Origin of the sequence: Bifidobacterium pullorum DSM 20433, assembly GCF_000771405.1 — a bacterium.
Lineage (GTDB): Bacteria > Actinomycetota > Actinomycetes > Actinomycetales > Bifidobacteriaceae > Bifidobacterium > Bifidobacterium pullorum.
The window spans coordinates 193,624-211,394 of record NZ_JDUI01000002.1; the positions used below are offsets into that span (position 1 = coordinate 193,624).

Consider the following 17,771-nt stretch of genomic DNA (forward strand, 5'->3'; position numbering starts at 1 on the left):
CGCACGGTGATAGCGGCGTTTGCGATTCGAGGAATCCGCGCGCCGCCGATCACATGGCCAGGGTGTCCTGCTCCGGCGCGCTGGAGGTCAAGGTATCGCTCTCGCCGCGGATGAACGCCAGCACCGCGGGCAGATCCTGCGGCTGGACCAGCACCTGGCGGGCCTTCGACCCCTCCGAGGGGCCGACGACGCCACGCGATTCCAGCAGGTCCATCAGTCGGCCGGCCTTGGCGAACCCGACACGCAGCTTGCGCTGCAGCATCGAGGTGGAACCGAACTGCGTGGTGACCACCAGCTCGGCGGCCTGCAGCAGCACATCCATGTCGTCGCCGATCTCCTCATCCGGTTCCACGGCGCGCTGCTCGGCCTCCTTGGCCATCTGCTCGATGTCCTCGCGGTAGTGCGGCTTGCGCTGCGTGCGCACGTATTCCACGGCCTTGCGGATCTCCGATTCGGAAACCCACGAACCCTGCACGCGGATCGGCTTGGCCGAGCCCATCGGCAGGAACAGCGCGTCACCTTGGCCGATCAGCGTCTCGGCACCCACGGTGTCCAGGATGACGCGCGAATCGGTGGCCGAGGACGTGGCGAAGGCCAGACGCGAGGGGATGTTCGCCTTGATCAGGCCGGTGACCACATCGACCGACGGACGTTGCGTGGCCAGCACCAGATGCACGCCGGCGGCACGCGCCAGCTGGGTGATGCGCTGGATCGAACTCTCCACGTCGTTCTTGGCCACCATCATCAGATCGGCCATCTCGTCGACCACGACCAGCAGGTACGGGTACGGGGCGACCTTGCGGTTCGATCCGGCGGGGGCGTGCACCTTGCCCGCGCGCACCGCCTCGTTGAAATCCTTGACATGGCGGAAACCGAAGAACTCCAGGTCGGAATAGCGCGCGTCCATCTCCTTGACCACCCATTCGAGCGCCTGAGCGGCCTTCTTCGGATCGGTGATGATCGGGGTGAGCAGGTGCGGGATGCCCGAGTAGGCGGACAGCTCCACGCGCTTGGGATCGACCAGGATCATGCGCACCTGCTCCGGCGTGGCACGCATGATGATCGAAGTGAGCATCGAGTTGACGAAGCTTGACTTGCCGGAACCGGTGGCGCCGGCCACCAGCAGATGCGGCATCTTGGTCAGGTCGGCGGTCACGAAATGGCCCTCGACGTCCTTGCCGATGCCCGCCAGCATCGGGTTCGGGTCGTTCAGTGCCGTGTCGGAGCGCAGGACATCGCCCAGATGCACGATCTCGCGGTCGGCGTTCGGGATCTCGATGCCGATGGCCGACTTGCCCGGGATCGGCGAGAGGATGCGCACATCGGAGCTCGCCACCGCGTAGGCGATGTTCTTCTGCAGGTTCGTGACCTTCTCGACCTTCACGCCAGGCCCCAGTTCAACCTCGTACTGGGTGACCGACGGGCCGCGGAGGAACCCGACGACCTTGGCGTCCACGTTGAACTGTTGGAAGGTGGAGGTCAGTGCCTGGATCACGCGGTCGTTGGCGGGCGTGCGCGCGGCATGCGGCTGTCCCTTGGACAGCAGCACGAGGTCGGGCAGACGGTACGGTGCGGCCGCATCATGACCATCGCGGCCGGCATCGGCATCCGCCCCGTCGACGAGCTCCCCCGTTTCGGCGTCGACCGCGATCTCGCCGTCCTCGCCGATGGACGCCCACGGGTCGTTCACGGCGGCGCGTTCGGCGGAGGCGTCATGCTCGTGCGTCTGCCCGGCATGCATCACCCGTGTCGATCCGGCCTGCGCGGGATCGACGACCGTCGGCACGGCATCGGACGACGGCGTGCCCGACGACATCAGGCGCGGCGGCGCGTCGGGATCGATGACGAGGGTCTCCGCGGCATCGCCGTGACGGCTCGCGGCGTTCTCGAACGGATCGTCGCCCTCATAGCGTTCCAGCGTCCGATCCGTCCTGGCCCCTCTGGCCTTGGCGAACAGACGACCCAACAGACCCTGCCTGCGCGGCGCGGCGTCGGTGCCGTCATGCGCGGGCACCCCTTCGGCGAAGGACAACGTGCCGTCCCCCACACGCACCTCGTTCGGGAACTGCGCGCCCTCGCCCGCATCCCGCTGCCTGCCGCGGGCCTTATCCATCACCAGTCCCATCTTCTCGGGCACTTCGGTGACATGCGTCCGGGTGAGCAGCAACAGGGAGAACACCCCCACGATCACGAACACGACGATTGCGAACGCACGGGACAGCCCCCACGCCAGCGGGGAGCCCACGACGAACCCCAACAGGCCGCCGGCCTCCTGCAGCGCACCCATATGGAAGCCGGGCACGTCGGCGACCAGCACCACGTCGATGATCGAACAGATCGACCACATGAGCAGCGTCCACCCCGCGACCACCCGCGGATTGCCGGAATCCTTACCGGAGTTGCGCATCAGCCGCACCGCCACGATGGCCAGCACCACCGGCACCACGACGCTCATCACACCGAACAGGCCCGAAGCCACGGCATGAAGGAACACGCCCAACGGCCCTTTGACGCGGAACCATTCGGAGGCGCAGAAGAACACGGCGAGCACCAGCATGAGGAAGCACAGGCCGTCGCGGCGATACGCCGGGTCGTACTCGCCCACGCCCGTCACGGAACGGACCGCGGAACCCATGCCGCGCGGGATCGCCAGCAGCGCGCGTTTCCATGCCGGCTCAACCGGCGTCGTGGTCTGCGATTGCGCGGCGCGACCGTTCGTCGCCTTGCCGCGTTTGGAGGTATCGGGGGAAGAAGTGGTTCGTGCCATAACGCAACAAATTGTACAACCCGGCACGGTCGCGCCGCCGGCGTGGACGCGACACACACGACATCGCCGCGATTGCGACCCGCCGACCGCTATCATCGGAGTATGACTCCAGCGGAACGTGCGAGCGCAGTCGCATTTGCACTGAAGAACTGCGCGTTGGAATCGATGACGCCGAGCGACGCGACGATGCGGGCCGCCGTGCGCTATGAGCATGGGGACATCGACGTCACCCGCCTGTTCGACGATGCGGACGACGACCGAGACAGCGCCGTGTTCGTGCGTACGATCGTGCTGATCGAACGCCGCTGGCCGGCCACCACCGATCTCGATGAGCTCCGGGCCATCCACCGCGGGCTGTTCGAGGGCGTGTTCAACGACGCAGGCCGTCTGCGCACCCGCGACACCGTGCGGGAGAGCACCGACGACCGGACGCGCGCCAGAAACCCGGAGGCGTTCTTCCCCGCCAATCTCATCGAGACCGGGGCGCTGAACATCGCCACCGAACTGGCGGACCGTCGGAACCTGAACAACCTGGACCGCGGCGACTTCATCCGTCAGCTCGCCCACATCTATGATGAGCTGGGCTATCTGCATCCGTTCAAGGGCGGCAACGCGATGACGCTGCGCATCTTCGCCTCGCGCCTCGCCCACGATGCCGGCTGGGATCTGGACTGGGGGCCGGTGGATCGCGACACCTACCGCGAGGCCAAGCGGGACGCCTACCGTGGGGACACGACCGGCTTCGAGCGCATGTTCGACATGATGGTCCGTCCGGCGAATCCCACCCGCGTGTTCCTCATCGCCGGATGGGATCAGGGCCCCGCCCACTGATCCGTCACCGACGTCTCCGCACGGCAGGGTCTTCCTCCGGCCCAACTATCTTCTGTCGGCCCGACCGTCTTCCGTCGGCCCGACCGGCAGAAAGCGGATCCGTCCGTCCCGAACGTCCGAGCTCAGGCGGCGATGTCGCCCAGATGGTGCTGCGTGTAGGCATCGGCCCGCGCATCGATGGCGTCGTAGTCACCGGCGTCGGCATGGTCGATAACGGCCATCGCGTTGGCCACCAGATCCGGGTTCTGCGCACGCAGCCAGTGGATGCGCGGGTCGCGCCCGAACCACCCCATCTGCTTGCGGGCGAGCCGACGGGTCTTCTGCGCGATGTCGGCGAAGGCCTCGTCCTCGCTCCACAGTCCGTCCAACGCGTCGATCACCTGCTGGTAGCCGAGCGCACGGGAGGCGGTCGCACCCAGATGCGGGCGCAGGCGACGCACCTCGTCGACGAACCCCTCCTCACGCATCTGTTCGGTACGCAGCCCGATACGGCGGTCCAACTCCTCACGCGGCAGATCCAGACCGATCTGCACGCTCGGAATCACATACCGGTAGCGCGGCAGGCTCGCCGAATACGGGCGACCGGTCAGTTCGATGACCTCCAGCGCACGGATGGTACGGCGCGGGTTGCGCGGATCCATACGCGCGGCGGCCTCGGGATCCTTGGCCTTGAGCTCCTCGAACAGGATGCCCGGCCCCTCGGTTTCGGCGCGACGCTCCAACCGGGCCCGCACCTCGGGATCGGTGCCGGGGAATGAGATGTCGTCGATGGCGGCCCTCGCATACAGCCCGGAACCGCCGACCAGGATCGGCCGGACGCCGCGGGATTGCAGATCGGCGATGCATTCGCGCGCCAACGTCTGGAAGCGGGCCACGCTCATCGCGTCATCCGGGTCGATGATGTCGATGAGATGATGCAGCACGGCGGCCCGCTCCTCGGCGGTGGGCTTGGCCGTGCCGATATCCATGCCCCGGTACATCTGGTAGGCGTCGGCGTTCACGATTTCGGCGCGCTCCCCCCGTTCGGCGAGCGCACGGGCGACGGCGATGCCCAGCCCCGTCTTGCCGGAGGCGGTGGGTCCGACGATCGAGACGACGCGGGGCAGGGCGCTCCCCCGGCCGTCCGTGTCTGCGGCCGCTTCGACGAGAGGGGCGGCGACGGCGGAATCAGTGGCGGACATGGTAGGTCTGGCCGGCTTTCGGATCGGGATCGGCGATCAGGTTGTGCCGGGCGGCATGCGTGACCGTGGCGGTCACGAAATCGCCGACCTGCGGCATCGGTTCGCCTTCGGGCACGCCCACATGCACAAGCACGCCGGTGCGTTCGCGACCGGTCACGCGGTGCGTGGCGGCATCCTTCTTGCCTTGGGTGCCGGTGATCATGACCTCCACGTCACGGCCTTCGAACTTGGCCATCTCCTCCTCGGTGATGCGCTCCTGCAGGGCGACCAGGCGTTCGAACCGCTCCTGCACGACGTCCTTGGGCACCTGCTCCATCACGGCGGCGGGGGTGCCGGGGCGCGGCGAGTACTCGAACGTGAACGCCGACGAGAACCGCGCCTGCTCCACGATCCGCATCGTCTCCTCGAAGTCCTCGTCGCTCTCCCCCGGGAAGCCGACGATGATGTCGGTGGAGATCTGCGCGTCGGGCATCGCCTCGCGCACCTTGCGCAGGATATCCATGAACTTGGCCGTGCGGTACGAACGGCGCATCGCGCGCAGGATGCGGTCGGAGCCGGACTGCAACGGCATGTGCAGCTGGTGCATGACGTTCGGGGTCTCGGCCATCGCGGCGATCACGTCGTCGGTGAACGCGGCCGGATGCGGCGAGGTGAACCTCACCCGTTCCAGGCCTTCGATCGTGCCGCAGGCGCGCAGCAGCTTGGAGAACGCGTACCGGTCGCCGATGCCGTATCCGAAGGAGTTCACGTTCTGTCCCAGCAGCGTGACCTCCTTGGCGCCGTTGTCCACGCAGCGGCGCACCTCGTCGAGGATGTCGCCGGGGCGGCGGTCATGCTCCTTGCCGCGCGTGGTCGGCACGATGCAGAACGTGCAGGTGTTGTTGCAACCCACCGAGATCGACACCCAGCTCGACACCTTCGAGGCACGCACGGCGGGCAGCTGGCTCGGGAAATAGTCGAGCTTGTCGACGACCTCCACCTGCGGGGAGCCGGTGGCGCGATGCTGGTCGAGCAGACGCGGCAGCGAACCGATGTTCTTGGTGCCGAACACGGCCGCGACCCAGGGGGCTCTTTTGGCGATCTTCTCGCGATCCAACTGGGCCATGCAACCGCCCACGGCGATCTGCAGGTTCGGGTTGCGGCGGGTCAGCTCCGCCCACAGGCCCACCGTGCCGTACATGCGTTCGGTGGCGTTCTCGCGCACCGCGCAGGTGTTGAGCACGATCAGGTCCACATCCTTGTCCGCCACCTGCTGCTCGGTGGCGGGCACGTAGCCGTCCCGCTCCAGCACGCCGGCGATCCGCTCGGAATCGTGCACGTTCATCTGGCAGCCGAGCGTGTGGATCGTGTACACGCCCTTGCCGCGCTCACCGGCCGACACCCGCGGGTCGGCGACGTCGGCCTGCTTCGAGGCGCGCTCCGCCTCGGTCATCATCGCTTCGTCCATGAAACCCCATGCTAACCGACAGCTCGGATTGTATGATGGGAACCGTGATACTTGACCGACACAGCCGATTGAACTCCGCCGAACTCGAGGCGCGCCTGAAGGCCACGAACTTCGACAACGGCCAATTCCCGATGGAGGAGATCACCGAATTCGTCAATCTCATGCAGGTCTACGAGGGGGCGATGTATGAGATCAGCACCAAGCTGGAGGTGCTTGACGAGGAATTCCAGGTGCGCTTCTCGCACAATCCCGTGCATCATATCGAACGCCGCCTCAAATCGATCTCCTCGATTCTGGGCAAGCTCGACCGGCGCGGACTGCCCAAGACGGTGGCGTCCATCAAGGACAACCTGTTCGATGTGGCCGGCGTGCGCGTGATCTGCAACTACCGGGACGACGTGTACTCGGTGTCGAACTATCTGTCCGCGCAGTCGGACATCCAGGTGCTGCGGGTCAAGGATTACATCAAGAACCCCAAGCAGAACGGCTACCGCAGCCTGCACGTGATCTACGCGGTGCCGGTGTTCCTGTCGTCGGGCGCGCACTACACGCCGGTCGAGGTGCAGTTCCGTACCATCGCGATGGACTACTGGGCGAGCCTGGAGCATGCGCTGCGGTACAAGACCGATCTGCCGGACGTCAAGCTGAGCGAGCACTCGCAGACGCTGCTGGATTGCGCGCGCAGCCTGCAGAACATCGAGGTGCAGATGCAGAACATCCACCGCGACATCAACGGCGCGCCCCAGGTCGACGAGGCGCCGCATTCCTGAGCGTCATCCGGCCCGAGGCACCGCCGATTCGTCAAGGTAGTGCCAAGATTCTGTGCCCGCGGCTGAATCCTTCACCATTCGTTCAGCATTCGCCCGTATGATGGAAGTCACTCCGGCCATCCGGCCGGGCGATTCCAAGGAGTGACGATGACTTTCGGCCAGCAGCCGCAGGGCGGCACCGGCTTCAACCAGCAGCCGCAGAACCAGTACCAGCAGTATCAGTACAACGCGCAGTATGCGCAGCAGCCGTACGCCTACGCGCCCAACGGCACCGCCGCCATCAACACCGAGGCGGCCTATGCCTTCGAGCAGGCGCAGCGCGTCTCGGTCACCAAGGCGTATGGCGAGATGACGATCGGCTTGATCATCACGGCCGTGGTGGCCGTGCTCGCGCAGATGAGCGGCGCCTACGTGGCATTCCTGCAGGCCACCGGCCTGATCGGCTTCATCCTGTTCGCGGTGGTGCAGGTGGGCCTGGCGATGTTCCTCGGCGCCCGCATCATGAAGATCAAGTCGGGTACCGCTCGCCTGATGTTCTACGTGTATTCGGCATTGATGGGCTTCACGCTGAGCTCCATCTTCATGATCTACGATCTGGGCTCCATCGGCGTGGCGCTGGGCCTGTGCGCGGTGTTCTTCTTCGTGCTCACGATGTTCGGCATGACCACCAAGATCAACATGCTCAAGGCGGGTCCGATCCTGCTTGTGGGCCTGATCGTGCTCATCGTGGCCGAGCTGCTGCTCGCGTTCCTGTTCCCGGGAGACACGATGCTGATGATCGTCTCGGCCATCGGCCTGGTGCTGTTCGCCGCCATGACCGTGCACGACGCCCAGCAGACCCGTGCCATCTTCAACCAGTACGCCGGTTATGGCCCGGAGATGATCAAGAAGGTCTCGATCATCTGCGCGCTGAACCTGTATCTGGACTTCGTGAACATCTTCCTGTACATCCTGCAGCTGCTGGGCAACAGGGATTGATCCGCCGGTACCATAGCATCGCGGGGCCGCTTCCTTCTGGAGGCGGCCCTTTCCCATTCCTTCCCTCAACACGCCCGGCTTCTGCGGACTCTGACATATCGTGACTCTGATGCATCCCTGAAATCGTTGAAATCACAACGATTCCGAACTTGTGTCACGGTCACGAAGCATCAGAGTCCGCAGAAGCCGGGTGTGTTGAGTGGACTGGGGCGGACTGGGGCGGGCTGGGGCGGAACCGGAAGGGGCCATGAGCACATGGCGAAACGCCGACGACCTGTCCGGATGACGATGATCGTCGTGTCCGATACGATAACCCATGGCTTCGCCGCGGCGTTGCCACCCCCGTATTCGTTCAAAGGACCGCCATGACCCCCATCCGCCGACCACGCGCCATTGCCTGCATCGCCCTGCTTGTACTGATGGGGTTTTCGCTGGGATTCTCCGAATTCACCGTCATCGGCGTGGAGCCCGAACTCGCCGAGGCCTTCGACGTGCCGTTGGCGCGCGTCGGTGAACTCATCAGTTTCTTCTCGGTGGCCTACGCGGTGCTGACGCCGCTGCTGGCCGTATCGACCGGCCGGTTCCGTCGGTTCACGCTGCTGACGGTCTACGTGGCGCTGTTCTGCGTCTCCAACATCATGATGACCTTCGCACCGACGTTCGAGGTGTTGCTGGCCGCCCGCGTCCTGCTCGGTGCGGTCTCCGGCGCGCTGTTGGCCGTCGGGGTCACGTTCATTCCGGAGCTGGTGGGCGTGCACCGCATGTCGATGATGATCTCGGTGGTCTACGCCGCGTTCTCGGTGGCGATGGTTGTGGCCACGTCGGTCGGCAAGATCGTGGCCGAGGTCTTGGACTGGCATGCGGTTATGGTCATCGCGCTGGTGCTGGCGTTGGTGGTCAGCGCGGCCATGCTGGCGGTGCTCCCCCGCCACGGTTCCACCGATGAGCCGTCCACGATGCGCGAACAGGCCGGGCTGCTGGCCGAACCGCAGATTCTCGTCGGCATCGCGATCTTCCTGTTCGGCGTGGGCTCGGTCTACGTGTTCTATGGGTACATCACGCCGTATCTGGAGGATGTGCTGGGCATGGATGCGGTCGGCGCGAGCGCCACCCTGATGGTCTACGGCGTCATGTGCTTCATCTCCAACCTGATTTCAGGTTGGGTGGACCTCAAGTACGGCATGAAGGCGCTGTTAATCGTGTTTCCGGTCCAGGCACTGTTCCTGGTAGCGCTGTATCTGGTCAGCCCCGCGATGCCGTGGTCACTGCTGCCGGTCATGCTGGTGGGCCTGTCCATGTATGTGGTCTCGGTCTCCTGCATCTCGCTGTTCATGCGCGTGGCGCGCGAGCGCCATCCGAAGGCGATGGTGCTGGCCAGTTCGCTGGAACCGATGGCGTTCAACATCGGCATTGCCTTCGGCACGGCCATCGGCGGCGTGGTCGTTTCCGGGCCCGGGCTCCGCGCCGTCGGGCTCGTCGGTGCCTTCTTCTCCTTGGTCGCCGCCGCGTTCGTGCTGCTGACTCTGCTTATCGACCGCAACATGCGGCGTCGCTCTTAACACCCGGATATATTCGATATGCCGACACCATACATCGGGGCGTCGGCATATCATAACCGTCGTCAGTCGTTGAGATGAGCGATAGCGTAGTCCGCTTCCTCCTGCGTGAACTTGTTGCCGTATTCGCTCACCAACTGGTCACGAATAGCCTCGGGAGACATGGCCATCGTGTCCTGATAATTTTTGGCAGCGGCCAACGCATTCGCCTTGTAATCAGCCTGAAGATTGTCAATCGCATACTGCGCCTCTTCATCCGTAAACTGGTCGAATTCACTGATCAACTGATCATAGATGCCCTGCCGGCTCAAATGCATGGTATCGGAATACTCACCGGCCTTGGCCAACGCATTCGCCTTGTAATCAGCCTGAAGATTATCGATCGCATACTGCGCCGCCTCGGCGCTGAACTGATCGAATTCACTGGTCAACTGATTGTAGATGCCTTGCTGGCTCATATGCATAAGATCGGAATAATTCTCCGCGCTCTTCAACGCATTTGTGTATTCAACGGGAACATCCGGATCGGGTTCGGGCGATGACGATTCCGCGCTGTCAGAGGGTTCGGAGGATGCACTCGCCTGTTGCTGGGACTGCGGTTGTCCCGCAGTCCCATTGGTGGCGCCGGATCCGATGCCTGCGATGGCCAGAAGCACAACCACGATGATGACCCAAAACCACCAACGCTTCCAGACCGGCTTCTTTGTATTCGTCTGCGGGGGCATGCCAGCAACAGGCGAAGACTGCGGTTCGTTCATGGTATTCCTCATTTCATTCGACGTATCTGTATCGATACTCAGCCTATGAGCCGCCAGTCGCGTTCGATACTGGACGAACGGCCATTTCCGATTTCCCCTTCGGGCAGTCGGATATGCCCCACCGCACCATGGCGGATCGGGGCCGGATGCCGATAATGGTGGGTATGAGCAATTCCGACGCCCGTGACCGTGCACGTTCCACCGAGGAGCAGCCATCCGGCACCATACAGAACATCGAGGTGCCGGTGCACAGCACGAAGAAAAGCACCCTTGCGATGGTGCCCATAGCCATCTTCATGTGCCTGACGCAGACCTCATTCGCCGCGGCACGCTACGGCAGCTCGGATCCTCAGTATCTGTGGTTCATGTTCTCCGCGCTCGCCGCCATTCCATCGGGATTCCTGCTGCTGGTCAGGGACCGACACCCGGAAGCAGTGTTCTGGGGATCATGCGCGATCGTCATCATATTCCCCTTCGATCCGACGCTCACGCTGATGGCCATGTCCTCACTGCTGGCCAGACGATCCTCACGCGGAATCACCATCGGCGCCATCGTGGCCGGCGGCATGACCGCGCTGATCTCACACCTGCGCGATGCACTCAATCCGCCCGACGCATCGTTGTGGCACATGTTCTTCGCCAAGCCCAACACCGGGGGTAATTCCGGCACACCCATCGTGATGTTGGTCGGAGAGACGCCCATCATCATCACGGCCGCGGTTTCCGCACTCATCTCCACCGCCATCGCGGCGCTCGTCGGACTGCATCTGCGTTCCAAAGCCATCGCGGCCTCGGCCGAAGCCAAGGCCAACGCCGCCGCCAGCCAGGCCCACACACTGCAGGCCGATCTGAACAACCAACAGCTCGCCGACGCCATCGCCGCGGAGGCGCACGACACCCTGGCCCACTCGCTGTCCCTGCTGGCGTTGAACGCCAGCGCGCTGCAGGCCGAATCAGACAAGCTGCGCACGATGACGCAACCAGGCGAGGATTCCATCCGCATCCACGCCGATTCCATCGCGCAACAGGCGCAGCAGATCCGCCGGCAGGCGGCCGGCGCGTTGGATGAGGCCCACACCATCATCGATATGCTCCGACATCCCGAACAGGCGTACGTCCAGTTGGCCCCATCCGACGACACGGCCCTCACCCGGGAATCGCTCGACGCGCTCATCACCGATGCACGGCAGGCGGGGATGCGTATCGACACGTGGATCGACATCCAACAGCTCAGCGAAATGGATGAGAATCTCGGAAAAATCGCCTACCGCACCATTCAGGAAGGGCTGACCAACGCCCGCAGGCATGCGCCCGACGCGCCGGTCGCGTTGCAGGTGGACGCCCGTCCCCAGACCGGTGTGCACATCCACATCAGCAATCCGATGGCACAGCACGCCTCCTCCTCGTCGGATCGGGCCGGCGCGGGATTACAGGGCATCGCCGCGCGAATCCACAATGCGGGCGGTTCATGCGCGTACGGGGCGGACGAACGCGGCGTGTTCCACATCGACGCACGACTGCCATGGACCAGGACCATCGCCGGGGAGCAGACGGACGTTGCAGGTCTGGCCTAGGATACAACCGTGAGCAAGATGGAAGACGACCGTCCGATCCACGTAAGCGTGGTGGACGACGACCCGATGATCTGTCAGGCGATGGGACTTATCCTCAATGATTATTCCGAGGGCCGCATCACCGTGGTCTCGACATCCACCGACGGGAAGGACGCGGTGCGCCGCGCGGCGGATGAACGCCCCGACGTCGTGCTCATGGACATCGCCATGCCCGGGATCGACGGCATCGAGGCGACACGGGGACTCCGCGCCCTGTCCCCGGCCCCGCATGTGCTCATCCTCACCTCGCTGAGTCCCGCAGATACGGTCGAGCGCGCGGTCGAGGCCGGCGCCGAAGGATTCGTATCCAAAACGGACGCACCCGACGAGATCATCCGACGCGTGATCGGCGTCTGCGAAGGCACACCCCAATTCAATTCGGCGAGCCAGCGGCAGCTGATCGGCGGACTCAACAGGCAGCGTCCGCAATCCCGGCGGGACGAGGCGCGCGCACTGCTGGACACGTTGCCCGCACGCGAGCGCGAAGCCGTCATCCTGGCAGCCGAGGGCTACACGAACGCCGAGATCGCCCAGCGTATGTTCATCTCCGAACGCACGGCCAAGGCGCATCTGTCGTCCGCCGCGGACAAGCTGTGCATGGGACGGGTGCAGATGGCCCGGCTCGTGGAGCGGGCGGATCTGCCGGAGCATCGGTGAGCGGTCGCCCGCCTCACGCCATACCGACCCATATCGCATGTCGCCGCACGGCATCTGCACCGACTGCCCTTTCCGTCATACCGGTTCACGGCATTATCACAGCGCTACCACAGCATTACCACAGCCCCCTTGGCGGCAACACGATGCATGTCGCATTGTCCGAATTAAGACAAAACGATAGACTGGGTCGTGTCGACTCGCGGCGCCGATGCCGCGGCAAACGCCGACGGACAACCACCATCGAACAAAGGAGTCAAGTATGGAGGCAATCAAGGCGATTCAGTACGGTTGCGGCAAAATGGCCAAGTACACCATGCGCTACATGCATGAGAAAGGCATCCAGATCGTCGGCGCGATCGACGTGAATCCGGAGGTCGTCGGCATGGACGCCGGCGTCTACGCGGGCATCGGGCCGATCAACGTGCCGATCCGTTCGGATGCCGAAGCCGTGCTGGACGAGTGCGACGCGGACATCGCCGTCGTGACGCTGTTCAGCTTCACCGAGGAGATCGAGGCCATGTGCGAGCAGTGCCTCAGCCGCGGCATCAGCGTGGTCACCACCTGCGAGGAGGCCATCTACCCGTGGACCACCGCCCCCGCGGTGACCAACCGGCTCGACCGCATCGCCAAGGACCACGGTGCCACCATGGTCGGCTCGGGCATGCAGGACATCTTCTGGATCAACATGGTCGCGCAGGTGGCGGCCGGCTGCCACCGCATCGAGAAGATCACCGGCGCGGTGAGCTACAACGTGGAGGATTACGGCCTGGCGCTGGCCAAGGCGCATGGCTGCGGCCTGACCGCCGAACAGTTCGAGGCCGAATTGGCGCACCCCGAGACGATTGTGCCGTCCTATGTATGGAATTCCAACGAGTCGTTGGCCCAGAAGATGGGTCTGACGATCCGCTCGACCACGCAGAAGGCCGTGCCCTATTTCAGCGACGTGGATGTGTATTCCGAGACGCTCGGCGAGACGATTCCGGCGGGCAAGTGCATCGGCATGTCGGCTGTGGTGACGACGGAGACCAATCAGGGCATCACGTTGGAGACCTCCTGCATCGGCAAGGTGTACGGACCGGACGATGGCGACATGTGCGACTGGACGATCGCCGGCGAGCCGGATGTGGAGTTCCATGTGGTCAAGCCGGCCACGGTCGAGCATACCTGCGCCACCATCGTCAACCGCATCCCCGATGTGCTGAACGCCCCGGCGGGCTACGTGACCGCCGACCAGCTGGATGAGATCAGCTATCTGACCTACCCCGCCTCGCTGTATGTGGGCTGACCGGTCGTCCGCGCGCTCCAGCAGACCACGCCTCGCCGTACATGGGCCAACCCCACCCGACACGCCGAGGGGTGTGGCAAAGCTACCCCAAAAGTTTGCCGGCTTTGGCTATTTTCCGCCAATCCCGGCAAACTTTTGGGGTAGCTTTGCCACCATAACGGCGTGTCGTACCACTCACCGGACCGCATCACCGCATCTAGCCGCGACCGGAAACATCAAACCAATCTGTGACCGGAAGACGCCAGACCAAGCCCCCCGGAAACACGTCAAATCAAACCGTGCCAGAAACACCGGATCCCGCTGCTCCCGGAAAGCACCAAGCCAAGCTGCGTCCGGAAACACCGGATCTGACTGCGCCCGAAAAGGCACCAGCATCTAGCTGCGCCTTGGAAGATGGGGGCCTTCAGATCCGGGAATCCTTCCAGGCGCGGTACTCGGCGGCCTTGGCCTGCCAGTATTCGCGGTCCTTCTCGCCGATCTCGCGGATGACGCGACAGGGGTTGCCGACGGCGACCGAATGGGACGGGATGTCCTTGGTCACCACCGACCCGGCGCCGATGACCACGTCGTCGCCGATCGTCACGCCCGGACATACGACGACGTTGCCGCCGAACCAGACGTCGCTGCCGATGGTGATGGGCAGACCGCCCTCCATCTGGGCATTGCGCACCTCGGCGTCAATCGGATGATACGGGGTGTACAGTCCGATTCGGGGGCCGAAGAACACGTTGTCGCCGATGGTGATCGGCGCCACGTCCAGGAAGATGCAGTCCATGTTGGCGTAGAAGTTCCTGCCGATGCGCGTGTTTGAACCGTAGTCGCAGTTGAACGGCGCCTCGACGAAGGACCCCTCCCCCAGTTCGGCGAACAGCTCGTGGAAGAGCTTCATGCGCTCGTCGAGCTGGTCATAGGGCATGGTGTTGATCTCGTGCACGAGCCGGCGCTTGCGCATGTTGGCCTCGCCGAGTTCCGGATCGGCCGCCACATACAGTTCGCCGGCGAGCATGCGTTCCTTTTCGCTGTTGTACTGTGTCATGCACACCATGCAACACCATCGCGCGATGCAACACGCCGACACAATGACAACGTTTGCATAATTTGAGCCGAAAGGTCCGAGATATGGTCGGGGAAAGCACCGGCTTCCGGCTCATAACGAGAAACGCCCACCCCGCAGGCATGGGGGCAGGCGTTTCGGTGTACGGTGGCTTCCGCGTCAGCGCTTCATCAGGTTGCGCAGCACGTACTGCAGGATGCCGCCGTTGCGGTAGTAGTCGGCCTCGCCGGGGGTGTCGATGCGCACGACCGCGTCGAACTCCACCACCGTGCCGTCGGCCTTGGTGGCGGTGACGCGCACGGTCTTCGGGGTCTCCCCCGAGTTCAGGGCCTCGACGCCGGCGATGTCATAGGTCTCCGTGCCGTCCAATCCCAGCGAGGCATACGATTCGCCCTCGGGGAACTGCAACGGCAGCACGCCCATGCCGATCAGGTTCGACCGATGGATGCGCTCGAAGCTTTCCGTGATCACGGCCTTGACACCGAGCATCATCGTGCCCTTGGCGGCCCAGTCGCGGGACGAGCCGGTGCCGTACTCCTTGCCCGCCAGCACGACCAGTGGCACGCCGTGCACCTGGTAGTCGCGCGAGGCCTCGTAGATGGTCGTCGGACGGCCGGCCAGGAAATCGTAGGTGTATCCGCCCGGCGTGACCTCGTGCCCCACCGAGGCGAGCAGCTGGTTGCGCAGACGGATGTTGCCGAAGGTGCCGCGCACCATGACCTCATGGTTGCCGCGGCGAGACCCGTACGAGTTGAAATCCTTCGGTTCGACGCCGCGTTCGGTCAGGTAGCGGCCGGCGGGGCTGTCGGCCCTGAACGCGCCGGCCGGCGAGATGTGGTCGGTGGTCACCGAATCGCCGAGCAACGCGAGCACGCGGGCGCCGTGGATGTCGGCCACCGGCTCGGGCTCGGCGCCCATGCCGTCGAAGAAGGTCTGCCGACGCACGTATGTCGAGGCCTCGTCCCAGGCGAACAGATCGCCTTCGGGCACGTCGAGGCCGCGCCAGCGCTCGTCGCCGTCGAACACGGAGGCGTAGTCCTTGAGGAACATCTCACGGCTGACCGTGCCGTTGACCACGGCCTCGACCTCCGCGTTGGTGGGCCAGATGTCCTTCAGGTACACGGGTTCTCCGTCCGTATCCTCGCCCAGCGGCTGCGTGGCGAAATCGAAGTCCATCGTGCCGGCGAGCGCGTAGGCGATGACCAGCGGCGGCGAAGCCAGGTAGTTCATCTTGACGTCCGGCGAGATGCGCCCCTCGAAGTTGCGGTTGCCGGAGAGCACGGCCGTGACGGTCAGGTCGTTGGCGTTGATGGCCTCCGAGATCTCGGGCAGCAGCGGCCCGGAGTTGCCGATGCAGGTGGCGCAGCCGTAGCCGACGAGCTGGTATCCGAGCGCGTCGAGATCATCCTGCAGACCGGCGGCCTTGAGATAGTCGGTGACGACCTGCGAGCCGGGGGCGAGCGAGGTCTTGACCCATGGCTTGGGCTTGAGTCCCTTGGCGACCGCATTGCGGGCGATGAGTCCGGCGGCGATCATCACCGAAGGATTGGAGGTGTTCGTGCAGCTGGTGATCGAGGCGATGGCCACGGCACCGTTCGTCAATGCAAAATCGCCTCGGAAGTCGGTGTGGACCGGCACGGGGTCGGTGACGGTGTCCGCCGTTTCGTAGATCGGCAGCGCCGCCTCGAACGCCTGCTTGGCCGAGGACAGCTCGATGCGGTCCTGGGGGCGCTTCGGACCTGCGATGGAGGGCACGACCGAACCGAGGTCGAGTTCGAGATACTCCGAATAGGTCGGTTCCACATACCCGGGGGCGCTGGCGTCGCCCCACAGCTTGTTCGCCTTCGCATACGCTTCGACCAGCGCGACCTGCTCCTCGGAACGGCCGGTCAGGCGCAGATAGTCGAGCGTGACGTCGTCGATCGGGAAGATGCCGCAGGTCGAACCGAATTCCGGTCCCATGTTGCCGATGGTGGCGCGGTTGGCGAGCGGCACGGAGGCGATGCCTTCGCCGTAGAATTCCACGAATTTGCCGACGACGCCATGCCTGCGCAGCATGTCGGTGATGGTCAGGACCACGTCCGTGGCCGTGACGCCCTCCGGGATGGAGCCGGTGAGCTTGAAGCCCACGACGCGCGGCACCAGCATCGAGATCGGCTGACCGAGCATGGCCGCCTCCGCCTCGATGCCGCCGACGCCCCATCCGAGCACGCCCAGGCCGTTGACGGTGGTGGTGTGCGAATCGGTGCCGACGCAGGAGTCGAGGTAGGCGAGCTCGCGCCCGGTCGGGGTCTGCGCGGCCTTACGCATGACCACCTGGGCCAGGTATTCGATGTTGACCTGGTGGATGATGCCGGTGCCCGGCGGCACCACGCGGAAGTTCTCGAAGGCCTGCTGCCCCCAGCGCAGGAACTGGTAGCGTTCACGGTTGCGCCGGTATTCGATGTCCATGTTGCGTTCGATCGCGTCGGACACCCCGTAGCTGTCGATCTGCACCGAATGGTCGATGACCATGTCGGACTGCACCTGCGGGTTGATGACCTGAGGATCGCCGCCCAGCGCCTCGACCGCGTCACGCATGGTCGCCAGATCGACCACGCAGGGCACGCCGGTGAAGTCCTGCATAACCACGCGGCTGGGGGTGAACTGGATCTCATGGCTGGGTTCGGCGTCCGGATCCCAGTCGAGCAGCGCCTTGACGTGCCCGTCGGTGATGTTCGCGCCGTCGATGTTGCGAATGAGGTTCTCGACCAGTACCTTCAGCGAGTACGGCAGATGGTCGATGCCGTCGAGATTGTCGATCCGGTAGTAGTCGTATTCCTTGCCCGCCGCGTTCAACGTGGACAATTGGCTGTCACGCAATGCCATGGATCC

13 protein-coding genes are annotated in these 17,771 nt (G+C 64.5%); 7 read left to right on the plus strand and 6 right to left on the minus strand.

Annotation, left to right across the window (positions count from 1 at the left end; all coding sequences use genetic code 11):
• Positions 1-49: 49 nt before the first annotated feature.
• Positions 50-2,767 (minus strand): DNA translocase FtsK, encoded by a 2,718-nt coding sequence (locus OU11_RS02140; RefSeq protein WP_033514204.1) that lies wholly within the window; start codon positions 2,765-2,767, stop codon positions 50-52.
• 102 nt (positions 2,768-2,869) lie between these two features.
• Here OU11_RS02140 and OU11_RS02145 point away from each other — a divergent pair, with 102 nt between their 5' ends.
• Positions 2,870-3,598: a Fic family protein gene (locus tag OU11_RS02145; RefSeq protein ID WP_081963388.1), complete on the plus strand. Its 729-nt coding sequence runs from the start codon at positions 2,870-2,872 to the stop codon at positions 3,596-3,598.
• Between the two features lie 122 nt (positions 3,599-3,720).
• On the opposite strand, the gene miaA is transcribed toward OU11_RS02145, so the two are convergent.
• Together miaA and miaB are read right to left on the minus strand one after the other, a co-directional pair.
• Positions 3,721-4,779, minus strand: coding sequence for a tRNA (adenosine(37)-N6)-dimethylallyltransferase MiaA (gene miaA / locus OU11_RS02150; RefSeq protein WP_081963389.1), 1,059 nt, complete (start codon positions 4,777-4,779; stop codon positions 3,721-3,723).
• A complete protein-coding gene (miaB, locus tag OU11_RS02155) occupies positions 4,766-6,226 on the minus strand; it encodes a tRNA (N6-isopentenyl adenosine(37)-C2)-methylthiotransferase MiaB (protein WP_033514206.1) in 1,461 nt (486 codons plus the stop codon). Before miaB ends, miaA begins: the two co-directional genes overlap by 14 nt.
• A 35-nt stretch (positions 6,227-6,261) precedes the next feature.
• Here miaB and OU11_RS02160 point away from each other — a divergent pair, with 35 nt between their 5' ends.
• From OU11_RS02160 to OU11_RS02170, 3 genes are all read left to right on the plus strand, one after another.
• Complete coding sequence (locus OU11_RS02160) at positions 6,262-6,996, plus strand: GTP pyrophosphokinase (RefSeq protein ID WP_033514301.1); 735 nt, start codon at positions 6,262-6,264, stop codon at positions 6,994-6,996.
• 147 nt (positions 6,997-7,143) lie between these two features.
• On the plus strand, positions 7,144-7,974 hold the full coding sequence (locus OU11_RS02165) for a Bax inhibitor-1/YccA family protein (protein ID WP_033514207.1): 831 nt from the start codon (positions 7,144-7,146) through the stop codon (positions 7,972-7,974).
• Positions 7,975-8,339: 365 nt separating this feature from the next.
• A complete protein-coding gene (locus OU11_RS02170) occupies positions 8,340-9,533 on the plus strand; it encodes an MFS transporter (RefSeq protein WP_033514303.1) in 1,194 nt (397 codons plus the stop codon).
• Between the two features lie 62 nt (positions 9,534-9,595).
• On the opposite strand, the gene OU11_RS02175 is transcribed toward OU11_RS02170, so the two are convergent.
• Positions 9,596-10,288: an Ltp family lipoprotein gene (locus OU11_RS02175; RefSeq protein ID WP_206538216.1), complete on the minus strand. Its 693-nt coding sequence runs from the start codon at positions 10,286-10,288 to the stop codon at positions 9,596-9,598.
• 275 nt (positions 10,289-10,563) lie between these two features.
• Between OU11_RS02175 and OU11_RS02180 the strand changes: the two genes are divergently transcribed.
• The 3 genes from OU11_RS02180 to OU11_RS02190 all read left to right on the plus strand — a co-directional run bounded on the left by OU11_RS02180 (position 10,564) and on the right by OU11_RS02190 (position 13,843).
• Entirely contained in the window at positions 10,564-11,862 is a 1,299-nt protein-coding gene (locus OU11_RS02180) for a sensor histidine kinase (protein WP_052122566.1), read from the plus strand.
• A gap of 18 nt (positions 11,863-11,880) precedes the next feature.
• Entirely contained in the window at positions 11,881-12,558 is a 678-nt protein-coding gene (locus OU11_RS02185) for a response regulator transcription factor (protein ID WP_033514308.1), read from the plus strand.
• A 259-nt stretch (positions 12,559-12,817) separates the two neighbouring features.
• Positions 12,818-13,843, plus strand: coding sequence for an NAD(P)H-dependent amine dehydrogenase family protein (locus OU11_RS02190; RefSeq protein WP_033514209.1), 1,026 nt, complete (start codon positions 12,818-12,820; stop codon positions 13,841-13,843).
• Positions 13,844-14,246: 403 nt separating this feature from the next.
• Here OU11_RS02190 and OU11_RS02195 read toward each other — a convergent pair whose 3' ends face one another.
• Together OU11_RS02195 and acnA are read right to left on the minus strand one after the other, a co-directional pair.
• Positions 14,247-14,879 (minus strand): sugar O-acetyltransferase, encoded by a 633-nt coding sequence (locus tag OU11_RS02195; RefSeq protein WP_033514309.1) that lies wholly within the window; start codon positions 14,877-14,879, stop codon positions 14,247-14,249.
• A gap of 177 nt (positions 14,880-15,056) precedes the next feature.
• Entirely contained in the window at positions 15,057-17,765 is a 2,709-nt protein-coding gene (gene acnA / locus OU11_RS02200) for an aconitate hydratase AcnA (RefSeq protein WP_033514311.1), read from the minus strand.
• Positions 17,766-17,771: the final 6 nt, after the last annotated feature.